The sequence below is a fragment of the Leifsonella bigeumensis genome (assembly GCF_039537265.1).
Taxonomy (GTDB): domain Bacteria; phylum Actinomycetota; class Actinomycetes; order Actinomycetales; family Microbacteriaceae; genus Terrimesophilobacter; species Terrimesophilobacter bigeumensis.
The window spans coordinates 345,321-359,147 of record NZ_BAABAE010000002.1; the positions used below are offsets into that span (position 1 = coordinate 345,321).

12 protein-coding genes are annotated in these 13,827 nt (G+C 62.4%); 10 read left to right on the forward strand and 2 right to left on the reverse strand.

What is annotated here, in order from left to right; genetic code table 11:
• Positions 1 to 45 precede the first annotated feature (45 nt).
• On the reverse strand, positions 46 to 1,029 hold the full coding sequence (gene rfbB / locus ABD678_RS04665; RefSeq protein WP_344754193.1) for a dTDP-glucose 4,6-dehydratase: 984 nt from the start codon (positions 1,027 to 1,029) through the stop codon (positions 46 to 48).
• A complete protein-coding gene (locus ABD678_RS04670) occupies positions 1,026 to 1,925 on the reverse strand; it encodes a glycosyltransferase family 2 protein (protein ID WP_344754194.1) in 900 nt (299 codons plus the stop codon). Before ABD678_RS04670 ends, rfbB begins: the two co-directional genes overlap by 4 nt.
• A 62-nt stretch (positions 1,926 to 1,987) precedes the next feature.
• On the opposite strand from ABD678_RS04670, the gene ABD678_RS04675 reads away from it, so the two are divergent.
• The 10 genes from ABD678_RS04675 to ABD678_RS04720 all read left to right on the forward strand — a co-directional run bounded on the left by ABD678_RS04675 (position 1,988) and on the right by ABD678_RS04720 (position 13,735).
• Entirely contained in the window at positions 1,988 to 2,995 is a 1,008-nt protein-coding gene (locus ABD678_RS04675) for a glycosyltransferase family 2 protein (RefSeq protein ID WP_344754195.1), read from the forward strand.
• Positions 2,996 to 3,063: 68 nt separating this feature from the next.
• Complete coding sequence (locus ABD678_RS04680; RefSeq protein WP_344754196.1) at positions 3,064 to 3,681, forward strand: dTDP-4-dehydrorhamnose 3,5-epimerase family protein; 618 nt, start codon at positions 3,064 to 3,066, stop codon at positions 3,679 to 3,681.
• The gene (rfbA, locus tag ABD678_RS04685; RefSeq protein WP_344754197.1) at positions 3,678 to 4,538 is read left to right on the forward strand and encodes a glucose-1-phosphate thymidylyltransferase RfbA; all 861 of its coding nucleotides are present in this window, start codon (positions 3,678 to 3,680) and stop codon (positions 4,536 to 4,538) included. The genes ABD678_RS04680 and rfbA overlap by 4 nt, the downstream gene beginning before the upstream one ends.
• A gap of 95 nt (positions 4,539 to 4,633) precedes the next feature.
• Entirely contained in the window at positions 4,634 to 6,382 is a 1,749-nt protein-coding gene (locus ABD678_RS04690) for an ABC transporter ATP-binding protein (protein ID WP_344754198.1), read from the forward strand.
• A 4-nt stretch (positions 6,383 to 6,386) separates the two neighbouring features.
• On the forward strand, positions 6,387 to 7,955 hold the full coding sequence (locus ABD678_RS04695) for a DUF2142 domain-containing protein (protein ID WP_344754200.1): 1,569 nt from the start codon (positions 6,387 to 6,389) through the stop codon (positions 7,953 to 7,955).
• A 95-nt stretch (positions 7,956 to 8,050) separates the two neighbouring features.
• Positions 8,051 to 9,169: a rhamnosyltransferase WsaF family glycosyltransferase gene (locus ABD678_RS04700; RefSeq protein WP_344754202.1), complete on the forward strand. Its 1,119-nt coding sequence runs from the start codon at positions 8,051 to 8,053 to the stop codon at positions 9,167 to 9,169.
• Complete coding sequence (locus tag ABD678_RS04705) at positions 9,159 to 10,106, forward strand: NAD-dependent epimerase/dehydratase family protein (RefSeq protein WP_344754204.1); 948 nt, start codon at positions 9,159 to 9,161, stop codon at positions 10,104 to 10,106. Before ABD678_RS04700 ends, ABD678_RS04705 begins: the two co-directional genes overlap by 11 nt.
• A 14-nt stretch (positions 10,107 to 10,120) precedes the next feature.
• Complete coding sequence (locus tag ABD678_RS04710; RefSeq protein ID WP_344754207.1) at positions 10,121 to 11,041, forward strand: glycosyltransferase family A protein; 921 nt, start codon at positions 10,121 to 10,123, stop codon at positions 11,039 to 11,041.
• 232 nt (positions 11,042 to 11,273) lie between these two features.
• Positions 11,274 to 12,551, forward strand: coding sequence for a nucleotide sugar dehydrogenase (locus ABD678_RS04715; RefSeq protein WP_344754209.1), 1,278 nt, complete (start codon positions 11,274 to 11,276; stop codon positions 12,549 to 12,551).
• An 11-nt stretch (positions 12,552 to 12,562) separates the two neighbouring features.
• Positions 12,563 to 13,735 carry a hypothetical protein gene (locus ABD678_RS04720; protein WP_344754212.1) on the forward strand — a complete coding sequence of 391 codons (1,173 nt, stop codon included), beginning with the start codon at positions 12,563 to 12,565 and terminating at the stop codon, positions 13,733 to 13,735.
• Positions 13,736 to 13,827: the final 92 nt, after the last annotated feature.

Sequence of the window (13,827 nt, forward strand, 5' to 3'; positions counted from 1 at the left end):
CGGCTCTCCTCTCGGATCGAGCCTGTCGAGATCCCGGCCGTCGGCCTACAGAGCAGCCCGGTGTTTGAGCGGCTCCCACCAGGAACGGTTGTCGCGGTACCACTGGACGACATCCGCGAGCCCTTGCTCGAATGGTACCTGCGGCGCGTAGCCGAGCTCGCCCGAGATCTTCGCGATGTCGACCGAGTACCGCAGGTCGTGGCCCTTGCGGTCCTCGACTTGGTCGACGTAGGACCAGTCGTGACCGGTCGCCTCCAGCAGCAGACCGGTGAGCTCCTTGTTGGTGAGCTCGGTTCCGCCGCCGATGTTGTAGACCTCGCCCGCACGCCCACCGGCGAGCACGAGCGCGATGCCGCGGCAGTGGTCGTCGACGTGCAGCCAGTCCCGGATGTTGCCTCCGTCGCCGTAGAGCGGCACGTGTTTGTCGTCGATGAGGTTGGTGACGAAGAGCGGGATGACCTTCTCGGGGAAGTGGTAGGGGCCGTAGTTGTTGGAGCAGCGCGTGATCGACACATTGAGTCCGTGCGTGCGGTGGTAGCTGCGGGCGAGCAGGTCGCTTCCGGCCTTCGACGCGGAGTACGGCGAGTTGGGTTCGAGGGGCCGTGTCTCATCCCACGAACCTTCCGCGATCGAGCCGTACACCTCATCCGTCGACACGTGGACGAACCGTTCGACGCCCGCGCGCAACGCCGCGTCGAGCAGCCGCTGCGTGCCGAGCACGTTCGTCTCGACGAAGATCGACGCATCCCGCACCGAGCGGTCGACGTGCGACTCGGCGGCGAAGTGCACGATCGCGTCGATCCCCGGCAACACCCGGTCGAGCAGAGCGGAGTCCCGGATGTCGCCGTGCACGAAGGAGTACCTGGGCGAGCCCTCGACGGGCGCGAGGTTCGCGACGTTGCCGGAGTAGGTGAGGGCATCGAGCACGACGACCTCGGAATCCCCAAGGCCGGGCAGGGCATCCTCGATTGCGCGCCTTACGAAGTTGGAGCCGATGAAGCCGGCGCCTCCGGTGACGAGAATCTTCACGATTGGCTCTCCTGTCTGCGAATGCGTCGCCCGATGATAGCGGAGCGGATGGTGAGCCCGGCTGTGAGCGCGATCCGCACCGGCCACAGGAGCGGCCCGGAGTACTTGCGCGCGAGGAAGCGCCTGGCGCTCGTGTGGTGCACGGCGATCATCTTCGCCGAGTCTGAGTTCGTCGAATGGGCACCGGTATGCGTCACGCGGGCGGACGGTTCGTACAGGTTGCGGTATCCGTGCCGCCCGAAGCGGTAGCCGAGGTCGACGTCCTCGAAGTACATGAAGTAGCCGGGGTCGAAGCCGCCGAGCTCGTCGAAGGCACTTCGTCGAACGAGCAGGCAGGATCCGGAGAGCCAGCCCGCATCGCGCCGGCCGGTCGGGGCTTCCGCATCGTTGCGATAGCGCTTGCTCCACGGGTTACCCGGCCACAGGTTCGCGAACATGGCGTGGCCGACACCGGTGCGCAGTGACGGCACGGCACGCGCCGAGGGGTAGAGGGTGCCGTCTGCGTTGTAGACGGCGGGGCCGACGCTCGCGATCGCGGCATCCTCGTCGCCGGCCTCGCGCAGCAGGTCGAGGACGCAGGAGCCGAGCACGACATCCGGGTTGCTGATGAGCACCCAGTCGACGTCCGCGGGGAGCGCGGCGATGGCGGCGTTGGCTGCCGCGCCGTAGCCGAGGTTGGATGCCATGGGCAGGTACTGAGCGCCGGCGGCGTCGGCAAGTGCGTGGGCGTCGCCCTCGCCTGGAAGGTTGTCGACGACGACGACGGGAACGCTGCCACCCCCGGCGGTCGAATCGGCCACAGACTCGAGGAAGGCCGGCAGCACCGACTCGGAGCCGTAGCTGACCGTGACGACGCCGAGGCGCGGTGAAGACGCGCTGCCGCCTGACTTAGCCATGATGGGCACAATCCTAGTTGCGCCCAATGGATGCTCAGGCTGGCATGCCTAGACTGGCCATCGTGCAGCACAACGCCTCACGACTCACGGTCTCGGTCGCCCTGTGCACGTACAACGGCTCCCGATTCATCGCGGAGCAGTTGCGCAGCATTCTCACCCAGTCGCCGCCGCCGGACCAGCTCGTGATCTCCGATGACGGGTCGACGGACGGGACGCTCGACGTGGTGCGGGCCGAACTGGCTGCGCAGCCTGCGCGTGCACGAGCGATGCTGCAGGTCACGATCCTCGAGAATGCCTCCCCCCTCGGTGTGACGCGGAATTTCGAGAGCGCGGTCCGCGCCTGCACGGGGGACATCATCGCGCTGAGCGACCAGGACGACGTGTGGGTGCCCGGCCGACTGGCGCGCGCGAAGGAAACGTTCGTGGCGCGGCCCGAGCTGCTCCTCCTGCATAGCGACGCGAGGCTCGTCGACGATGACGGTGTCCCGATCGGGCAAACCCTGTTCGAGGCCATCGAGTTCACGCCGGGGGAACAGCGCGAGGTGAAGGACGGCCATGCTCTCGCGGTCCTGGTTCGTCGCAATGTCGTCACGGGTGCGACCGTTCTCTTCCGTCGCAACCTCCTCAATCACGCGATTCCGTTCAGCGATGTCTGGGTGCACGATGAATGGCTCGCGATCATCGCCTCGATCGTGGGCACGGTCGACTTCGACTCCGAGCAGGTCATCGACTACCGGCAGCACACGGGCAACCAGATCGGTGCTGCCAAGCCGACACTGCGGGTCAAGATCAGCCGGCTCCGCGAGCCCCGTGACGAGCGGAACCAGCACCTCGTCGGACGAGTCGAGGCGCTCCTCGGACGTGTCATCGGACTGGGCGAAGCCGTTCCGACCGGCGTGGTGGAGATCGTCACGAAGAAGCTCGAACATGAACGGTTCCGTCGTGATCTTCCGGTCACCCCCTTGTTCAGAGTGGTCCCCGTGCTCAGGGAGGCGTCGGCAGGAGGTTACCGACGGTACGGCCGTGCGCACTATGACGTGCTGCGAGACCTCGTCCAGCCCGATACCTGAACACCGCTCGTCGGCAGGCGGCCCGCCCGGATGGCTCTGATCGCCGGGACCGCAGGTAGGCTCGTCGCGTGAAGATTCGCGAACTCTTGGTGCCCGACTCGTTCGAGATCACGCCCATTCAACGGGGGGACGATCGCGGTATCTTCCTCGAGTGGTACCGCTTCGACGCGCTCCGGGATGCCGTCGGCCACGCGCTCGACCTGCGTCAGGCCAACACCTCGGTGTCGAAACGGGGGGTCGTGCGCGGTATCCACTTCGCCGACATCCCGATCGGCCAGGCGAAGTACGTCACGGCGATCCATGGCGCCGTGCTCGACTTCGTGGTCGACCTGCGCGTCGGGTCGCCTGCTTTCGGCCGCTGGGACTCCGTGCTCCTCGACACCGCCGATCGCAAGGCTGTTTATCTCGCGGAGGGCCTTGGCCATGCCTTCGTCGCGCTCACCGACGACGCCACGGTCAGCTACCTCGTCTCGGACACCTACCGCCCTGAGCGCGAACACGGCATCACCCCGCTCGACCCGCAGATCGGACTGGCGCTTCCTTCCGATATCGGCGAGCTCCTCCTGTCGCCCAAGGACCTTGACGCGCCAACGCTTGAGCAGGCACGTGACGAGGGCCTCCTGCCGACGATGGATTCCGCACGCGAGTTATACGACTCGCTCGACACTGTAGGGAGTCGCCCGTGAAGGGGATCGTTCTCGCCGGAGGCACCGGCACGCGGCTCTGGCCGATCACCAAGGGCATTTCGAAACAGCTCATGCCGATCTACGACAAGCCCATGGTCTACTATCCTCTGTCGACGCTCATGCATGCCGGCATCCGTGAGATCCTCGTGATCACGACTCCCGACGACCAGCCCCAGTTCGAGCGGCTGCTCGGTGATGGGCGCGACCTCGGGATCGAACTGACCTATGCAGTACAGCCAAGCCCCGACGGGCTCGCCCAGGCCTTCATCATCGGGGAGCAGTTCATCGGTGACGACAGTGTCGCGCTCGTGCTGGGCGACAACATCTTCTACGGGACTGGTCTCGGGTCGAGCCTTCGTGCGCATAGAGAGATCGACGGCGCACTCATCTTCGCGTATCAGGTGGCGAATCCTCGGGCTTATGGCGTCGTGGAGTTCGATGCCGACTTCAAAGCTCTGTCGATCGAGGAGAAGCCTTCAGAGCCCAAGAGCCGTTTCGCCGTCCCTGGTCTCTATTTCTACGACAACTCTGTCATCGAGGTCGCGAAGTCGATTCAACCGAGCGCTCGGGGCGAGCTGGAGATCTCAGCCGTCAACGAGCACTACCTGAGTCGGGGCCTGCTGCAGGTGCAGGTGCTCGATCGCGGAACGGCCTGGCTCGATACCGGCACCTTCGAGTCCATGATCCAGGCAACCGAGTTCGTGAAGGTCGTCGAGCAGCGACAGGGGTACAAGATCGGCTGCATCGAGGAGATTGCCTGGCGTGCCGGCTGGGTCGACGACGCCCAGCTTGCTGCACTTGCCGAGCCGTTGCGTAAGAGCGGGTACGGCGATTACCTGACCGGCCTCCTCACGTGAGTCCTCTCGCCGGCGACTCCATGGCAGGCGCAGTGCGTCGTGTCCTTCGTCTAGTACTACCTGCGGAACGCGCGCGGTACTGGGTGCTGGTCGGCATGAAATCACTCAGCGGGCTTCTCGATGTGTTCGGCATCGTCATGATCGGTCTCGTCGCAAGCGTCGCTGCCACCCAACTCTCCGCCGAGGGGGAGGAATCGACATCAGTGTTCGGCATTGAGATCCCCTACCTCGGGCGGGAGTCGCTGTTCTGGCTCGTCGTGTTGGTTCTCGGGATCTTCACGGTGAAGGCGATCATCGCGATCAGCCTCACGCGAGCGCTCGCCAACTTCGTCGCGTCAGTGGAGGGACGCAATGCCGCCGCGCTTGCCGGGTTCGTACTCGGTGGCCGCCTAGACGACGTGAAGCGTTACTCGAAGGCCGATCTGCAGTTCGCTGTGACTGGATCGACGACCTACGCGTTCACAGGCATCCTCAACAATGTTGCAAGCCTCGTCTCCGAAGGCTTTCTACTCTTGATCATCACGGCAACGTTTTTCGTCGTTGACCCTGTAGCCGCGTTATTCACCCTCGTCTATTTCGCCGTGGTCGTGCTCATCATCCAGGTATTCATTGGACGCAGCCTAAAACGTGCTGGGGCAGAAGCGGTGGCGGGAACGATCGACACGATGGATGTGTTGAGCGACACGGTCGACACATTTCGAGAGATCACAGTACTGGGCAAGCGTGATTTCTTCATCGACAAGGTTGCGAGGTCTCGGCAGCGCATTTCGCAGAGCGACGCGACCATGACGTTTCTCGCCGGAATGCCCCGTTATGTCGTGGAGACCGCTCTGATTCTCGGGGTCGTGCTACTTGTCGGTCAGCAGTTTCTCTCAGGGCAATTGTCCACCGGGCTCGCGAACGTGGGAGTGTTCCTCGCGGGAGGGGTGCGGATGATGGCTTCACTCTTGCCGCTGCAGAGTGCGGCAGCCAACATAAAGCAGAATGTTGAGAAGTCCCGGCTCGCGCTCACCCTGCTCGATCGTCGCGCTGAAGCCGACGTTGCGGCCGCTGGGTACCCGGTCGATCCGACGCTGCCAAGCGACTCGGCCGTGGATGACGGGCCGCTCCCCGTGAGCATCGAGAACGTTCATTATCGCTATCCAGAATCAGTGGAGAAAGCCGTGAATGGCATCTCACTTGAGATCAGCGCGGGACAGTATGTGGCGGTTATCGGGCCATCGGGTGCGGGCAAGACCACACTGGTCGACCTCGTTTTGGGTCTCGTCGAACCGAGTTCCGGTTTGGTGAGGATCGGCGGCAAGAGCCCCGAAGATGTGCGCCGTTTCGCCCCAGGCAGTATTTCGTATGTGCCGCAGAAGCCTGGAATCGTGTCTGGCACCATTGCGGAGAACATCGCACTCGGACTGCCACCCGAGGAGATCGACAGCGATCGGCTGCGGGCGGCCGTCGAGTCAGCATTTCTCACCAGCGTTGTCGATGCGCTGCCGGATGGCGTCAATACGTCCGTCGGCAAGCAAGGTGACTCCCTCAGTGGCGGGCAGATCCAGCGAATCGGCGTGGCGCGAGCACTCTACAGCGGTTCACGTCTGCTGATCCTTGACGAGGCCACAAGCGCACTCGACGCCACTTCCGAGGCGTTCGTATCCGAGAGCATCCGCAAATTGCACGGTTCGGTTACGGTGATCGTGATCGCGCACCGGCTCTCCACCGTTCAACACGCGGACGTCGTGCACCTCGTCGAGCGCGGAACGATCACAGCCTCTGGTGACTTCAAGACCGTCAAGGCCACCGTCCCGACCGTGGCAGAGTATGTGAAACTGATGTCTTTTGAGGAGGAGTGACGCCATGAGTCCCGAACGGTCTCCGGCGACATCTCGGCTCCTGCGCGACAAAGTGCGGGGCTTCCGGGTGATCTGGCTCGCGCCATTGCTTGCATTCGTCGCCCTGGCGTCGTGGGCGCTCGCTTCACCGATGGGGGCCAGTCCGGATGATGATTATCATCTGGTCAGCACATGGTGCGCTGATCCGGGAAAGACCTGGGCGTGTGAGGTCGGCACCGACTTGACACAGCGCGTAGTACCGGAGGCGCTCGTCAAGTCGCCGTTGTGCTTCGCACATCATCCCGAGCGAAGTGCCGCATGCCAGAAAGATACATTCAGCCTCGATCCGGTGCCAACAGAAATGACGCATCGAGGCAATTTCGCGGGGCAGTACCCTCCCGTTTATTACGCTGCGATGAACATCGTCGTGTCTCCCAACCTCGAGTTTTCCGTCGTACTCATGCGTCTCATCAACGCTTTCGTTTTCGTGGCCATTACGACGGCACTTTTCGCTGCGCTCCCCTCCATACGGCGCCCCGCTCTCGTCTGGGGATGGCTTGCTTCGACTGTGCCGCTCGGGTTGTTCCTCATTGCATCGAACAACCCGAGCTCTTGGGCCATCGTGGGTGTTGGCACCTCGTGGATCGCGCTGCTCGGGTACCTGGAATCGAGCGGCCGACGCAAGGTAGGTCTCGGTCTGATCTTCGTAGTCTCTGTCATCATGGCTGCAGGATCGCGTGGCGATACGGCGGTTTACGCTGGATTTGCCATTGCACTCGTCTTGGTACTGCGGTTTCGCAATGTGCGTAGATTCTGGATGGACGCAATTCTGCCGCTAGTGATGGGCGTGGTCGCTGGTCTCTTTGTTCTGATGTCGCGCCAGTCCCAATTCGGTGTTGAAGGTCTCCCCAGCACCGCGGTTTCCGATCCAACGGTGGCATCCGCAGCGGCGCAATCGAGCGACTCCTTTGGCCACATAGCCACCCTCCTCTTCAACGTGCCATCACTGTGGGCCGGAGTCTTCGGCTATTGGGGCCTCGGATGGCTGGACACCGGCATGCCCGCCATTGTCACCTTTGGCGCGATAACTGTCGCGGTGGGCGCAGTGTTCACCGGACTCCGCGTCATGACATGGCGGAAGGCAATTGCGCTGGGCGCAATAGCGACTCTCTTGGTCTTCATTCCGACATGGGTGCTGTACCAAGGGGGCCAGCAGGTAGGCCAGGAGGTGCAACCTCGTTATCTCCTGCCGCTGATCGTCATGTTCATCGGACTCGCGATGGTATCCGCGAACGGCCGGAGTCCCCGACTCACGCGAACTCAGCGCATTCTCGTTGGGGTGACCATCAGTGTTGCCCAACTCGTCGCGTTGTACTTCAACATGCGCAGGTACATTCACGGTGATACTCCCGGCACTGGCTGGAATCTTGATCAACACACGCTGTGGTGGTGGGACATAGCAGTGTCACCCATGACAGTGCTCCTCGTCGGTTCACTTGCGTTCAGCGTCACGATATGGATTCTGCTCTTCCGTACCCCGGAAATCGCGGGAATCTCCGCGAAGAGCGAGGAGACGGAGCCAGTGAGGATATGAGGGCAATCCGTCGCGCGATGCAACTGTTTCGCACGCGAGGTATGGGAGTCGTTCTGCGCAAAGCGGTGCATCGCATGTTTCCGAACATTGCGACAGTGCCAACCCTGGTCGACTATCGCGACGCGATCGCCGTGGACTGGCGACAGCCTCATCCCTCGGCGATCGACCCGATAACCGTGGCCGACAGCAGGAGGGTCGTCGCTTGGGTGATGTCACCGCCAGGTGTCAACAGCGGCGGCCACCAGAACATCTTCCGGTTCATGAAGTTTCTGGAAGACGCAGGGCACGAGGTACGCATATACCTCTACTCGATGGATGACCCATTGACCCCCGCTCAGGTTCGCGACCGGGTGAGCTCTTCGAGCTCTTACGCCAAGGTGCGAGCGAACATCCAGCAGTATCCGAAGGCCGGTATCCCTGACGATGTCCATGCACTCTTCGCGACCTCGTGGGAGACTGCGTACCGATCGTACCGAGACCCTTCTCGCGCCCGGCGGTTCTACTTCGTTCAGGACTTCGAACCACTGTTCTACCCCATGGGCTCCGAGGCTGTACTCGCCGAGAACACCTACCGCTTCGGTTTTTACGGCATCACGGCCGGCAAGTGGTTGGCCACCAGGCTGACTCGCGACTACGGGATGCGCACTGCCAGCTACGATTTTGGTGCGGATCCCGGACATTACAACCTGATTAATCGAGGCGAGAGAAGCGATGTGTTCTTCTATGCGCGCCCGGAGACTGCCCGCCGTGGGTTTGAACTCGGCGTCATGGCGCTCGACCTCTTCGCTCGGGATCGTCCCGACCACCGAATAGTCATGGCAGGCCAGGACGTGCGCAACCTCAGTGTCGGGTTCGACTACGTGAACGCGGGGAGTGCGCAGGTGGGGGACCTCAATTCGCTCTACAACGAATGTGCCGCGGGACTCGTGCTTTCTCTGTCAAACATGTCGTTGCTTCCGCTGGAGCTGTTAGCGGCCGGTGCGATCCCGGTGGTCAATGATGGCGAGAACAACCGGTTGGTCTCCGACAATCCATTCATCGCCTACACGCTGCCGATTCCTCGTGCACTCGCCGACAGGCTCATTGAGATCGTGGATCGTCCAAACGCTGCGGACTACGCGGTGCGCGCCGCCGCATCGGTGAGCACGGCGAGCTGGGAGGCATCGGGTGTGCAGTTCCTCGAGGCCTTCGAGAGGGGGATGAGTGGCCGCTAGTCTCGTGATCGGCGGTAACGGTTTCCTCGGCTCGCACGTCGTGGATGCGCTGGCTGCGGCTGGCGACACAGTCACGGTGTTCGACCGGTTCTCATCGCGGCCGATGTACACCGCCCCCGACGTTCGCAGCGTGGTGGGAGACTTCGAAAGCCACGCCGATCTGCGGGTTGCGTTGGAGGGGCAGCAGAAGCTGTTCCATTTTTTGTCGACGACGACACCGGTGACGGCCGAGAACGACCCGTCGATGGACGTGCGCACGAACCTGAGCGCCAGTGTCGAGCTGTTCGAGCTTGCGGTTCAAGCAGGTGTGCAGCGAGTGTTCTTCGCGTCTACCGGTGGCGCGATCTACGGCGATCAAGCTGGCCACCTGATCAATGAGATGGTGGTGCCCCAACCGGTCTCGCCGTATGCGATTGGGAAGCTCGCGATCGAGGGATACCTCCGGTACTTTCGGCGCAAGCATGGACTGCAGTCTGTGAGTTTTCGGATTTCGAATCCGTACGGTCCCAGACAACACCCGCAGAAGCGTCAAGGCGTCATCCCGATCTTCCTACAGCGCATTGCGGAGGGTCAGCCGGTCATCGTCTTTGGTGACGGTTCGATGGTTCGCGACTACCTGTATGTCAAGGACGCCGCGCGCATGGTGGCATTGGCCGCTGCGGGTGATCCTCAGCATGACGTCTACAACATTGGGAGTGGAACCGGGGTGTCAGTGAATGAGCTGATTGCCGTCGCTCGCGAGGTGACTGGGAGATCTGTGCGGGTGCAGCAGGTCGAGCAACCGGTCACCTTCGTGAACCGTTCTGTGCTTGACGCGTCTCGATTCACGCGGGAGTTCGATCTTGCGGCGTCGGTGTCGCTCCGCGAGGGCATGGAGCGCACCTGGCAGGCGACGGTAGGCAACCTGACCGCGGGGGGCCAAGGTGCCACCGCATGAGTCCGCGTGTGACCGTGGCAATCCTGACGTTCAATGGGGAAAAGCACATTGGGGACATCCTGAGCGCACTGGAAGTGCAGCAGTACGATGGTGAGTTCGACGTCCTCGTGATCGACTCGGGCTCCAGCGACCATACGTTAGAGATCATCGCGTCTCACCCCTCGGTGCGGTTGCATGAGATCCCGAACGCAGAGTTTGGTCACGGACGCACACGGAACCTGGCCGCTCGACTCGCGACGGGAGACATCGTCGTGTACCTGACCCATGACGCGGTGCCGCTAGGCGTGCGTTGGCTGGAGGCGATGGTGGCACCGTTCAACCATGATGAGGTCGCAGCCGTACTCGGCCGGCAGGTAGCCCGCGCGAGCGCACCACCCTTGCTCAAGTACGACATCGACCGGGTATTCCAACGGCAGGGCCGAGCAGGGGATGTGACTCTGCATCGTGCGGACGGCGCCGGTACCGAATCCCCAATACGCCGCATCGCCACGTTCTATTCTGATTCGGCAGCTGCTGCGAGGCGCAAAATCCTACTGGGCCCGATTCCATACAGCGACGTTGCTTACGCCGAGGATCAGGTATTCGGCCGCGCGGTGATCGATGCTGGGCTCACGAAGGCCTACGCGGGCAATGCGACGGTGGAGCACTCGAACGATGGCACCCTGCGAGAGTTCGGAGAGCGCATCGCCGCAGACCTGATCGGGCTGCGCAGTATAGGCACGGAAGTCCCCACGGTCTCGCGTTTCGTGGCATTTCGGCAGTGGGTCAAGTGGTCGATCGTGGACACGGGACGCATTCTTGTTGACCCTGGTTACGGGCTCGGCCGCAGCCTCTACTGGCTCGTGATGAACCCGATCTACCACGCAGTCAAGTGGTCAAGTTACCGCCGGGCGAGTCTGCAGCCACTCAACCCCGCAGTCCCCGACGAGGCATAGCGAGGGCGCTTGAGCTCGCTCTATTAGGATGCAATAGTGCAAGTTCGTGAACTCACTGTGCTTGGCGCGTTCGAGTTCGCACCCTGGCACCACGAGGTCCGGTGTGATCGAGTCAGTCGAGAACCAGGGCGCAATTTCGATCGACGAGAAGCCGAAAGATTGAGCGGCGTGCGGGCTCCACATCAATGAACACACCATCCTCGAGGGGGCACTGCGCCCGTAGAAGAACGGAATGATAGCCATGTCCCAAGAGTTCAGAACGGTCGCGATCGTTGGGCAAGGGTATGTCGGTCTCCCCGTCGCCATGCGAGCAATCGACCAGGGCTACCGCGTCGTCGGTATCGACCTCGACACGCGAAGGATCCAGATGCTGGAGCGTGCCGAGTCCTTCGTGGAGGACATCTCCGATGCGCAACTCGCTCGGGCGATTAAGGGTGGACGGTATATACCCACTGCCGAGTACGGGAAAGCCGCCGGATTCGATGTCGCTGTGATCACGGTACCGACACCGCTCGCGGAGGGGCTGCCTGATCTTTCGTACATTGAGAGTGCGGCTTCTTCGCTGGCACCGCTCCTCACACGTGGCGCGACCGTCGTCCTTGAATCGACCACGTATCCGGGGACCACCGAAGAACTCCTCGTCCCGATTCTGGAGAACGGCTCTGGACTCGTAGCCGGCGTGGACTTCCACGTGGGCTATAGCCCCGAACGAATTGATCCCGGCAACAAGACCTGGGGCTTCGTGGAGACGCCGAAAGTGGTGTCGGGGATCACCCCGGAGTCACTTCAGCACGTCCAGTCCTTCTATGACAGCCTCGTCAACCGCACTGTGCCGGTCAGCTCACCGAAGGAGGCGGAGCTCACCAAGCTTCTTGAGAACACTTTCCGGCATGTGAATATCGCCCTCGTCAACGAGCTTGCCATCTTCGCGCATCAGCTTGGTGTCAACGTCTGGGAGTCCATCGAAGCGGCCGGCACGAAACCCTTCGGATTCATGAAGTTCACTCCGGGGCCTGGAGTCGGCGGCCATTGCTTGCCGGTCGACCCGAGCTATCTCTCGTGGCAGGTGAGAAGAAAGCTCGGCCAGAACTTCAGGTTCGTGGAACTTGCCAACGACGTCAACAACCATATGCCTGACTACGTTCTGCAACGTGTCATCGCGATGCTCAACCAGGAGGGGAAAGCTCTCAATGGATCCAAGGTGTTCCTCGTGGGGCTCGCCTACAAGAAGAACTCGGGCGACATCCGCGAATCTCCGTCCTTGAGGATCATCGAGCTCCTCAGGGAGTACGGTGCAGACATCGTCGCCGTCGATGACAACGTTGCCGACTATCGTTGGCCGACCGGAGTTCGTCGGGTCGGCCTTACCAGTCACGAAGTGGGCGCCAGTGACATCGTCATTCTGGTCACTGATCACGACGATCTCGATCTGACAGTCCTCGATCAGCCTGGAACACCAGTGCTGGATACCAAGAACCGCGCGTCCGGCGTGAACGTGCACCAGCTCTAGCGGGGTCCGCCGTGCCGCTCGTCATCTCGGCAGGGTCAGGAGCCCTCTACAGTGCGTTGACGCCGCTAGTGGCGTTGCTCCTGCTCAAGCCGGCCGACTACGGTCTTTTCTCCATCGTCTACCTCATCTACGCATTCGGTATCTCCCTGCAGTACTCCGTCATCAGCGAGGCATGGGCACGGGCCAGACTTGTTGGGTCCCGCACGGCCACATGGAGTGAATACTCGACCTCCCTCCTCGGACTGGGCTTTCTGGTCGGTTTGGCCAGCCTCATCACCGCACTACTCATACCATCTCTGTTGCCGACCTCCGCATTTCTCGGTGCTGCATCCCTGCTGGCCGTGTACCAGAACGGCAGCCGCTACTACCGAGTGGCTGAAGAAACCTATCAGCGAGTGATCGCGTCGGATCTCGCGGGACTTGCGCTGTTTGCCGCAGGCTTCCTCGCGACTTCGGGCCTGTCGCCACTGCAACGGGTGTCGATCGCCTGGTCGATGGGTGCACTCGCCGCGGTCGTTGTGCTCGGACTGCCATATGTCCGAAGGGCGTCCGGTCTCCACCTCTGGGTGCGTTCGCATCGCAGCGCGATCGGGCCACTTCTCACGGACTCGCTCCTAATGGATGCGGGGGCCATCGGCACGCCGTTCCTACTGGCAGGCCTGCTCGGTCCGGCGCGATTCGGTGTCTACCGGGCCGTGTCGAATGTCGCCCTACCTGTGCGGCTCCTCGTTGAGCCGATGCGACCCGCGATCGGCCGCTCGGGGAGATCAGTGCTCTTCTCCGCGAAGGGCCTCTTGACCGTGGGAGGCGCTGCGCTCGGGATGTCGCTTGCGGCCTACTTCGCTCTTGTCTGGGTTGTTCCGGCGCTACCCTTCCCGGTCGGTACTCTGGCCGCCCTCGTGCCCTATTCGGCAGCGGCAGCGGTCTTCGTAGCCGGCAACGTACTGGGGAGTGTCTATTACATCCTGTGTCGCACCAATTCGACGCATGGTCAGATCCTGACGGGTCGCTTCCTTCAGACTGGTCTCGTCATCGTCTTCCCGATCGTCGGCTTCCTCATCCAAGGTCTCGCCGGGGCCATCTGGGGCTTCTCCGTTTCGGCAGGGATCTCGGCAATCGCGTGGATGGTCATCGCCTTCGTGTCGCGCCAGCGCGGCAGGGGAGGTGGCGAGCCAAGCGGTTGAGGTTGGCGACTCTCCAGCCTCGCCCGGAGCGCCATGATCGTCAACAAGTGGCGCCGCTGACGGCGTTTCCCATCCGCAGACGGTCGTGCAAC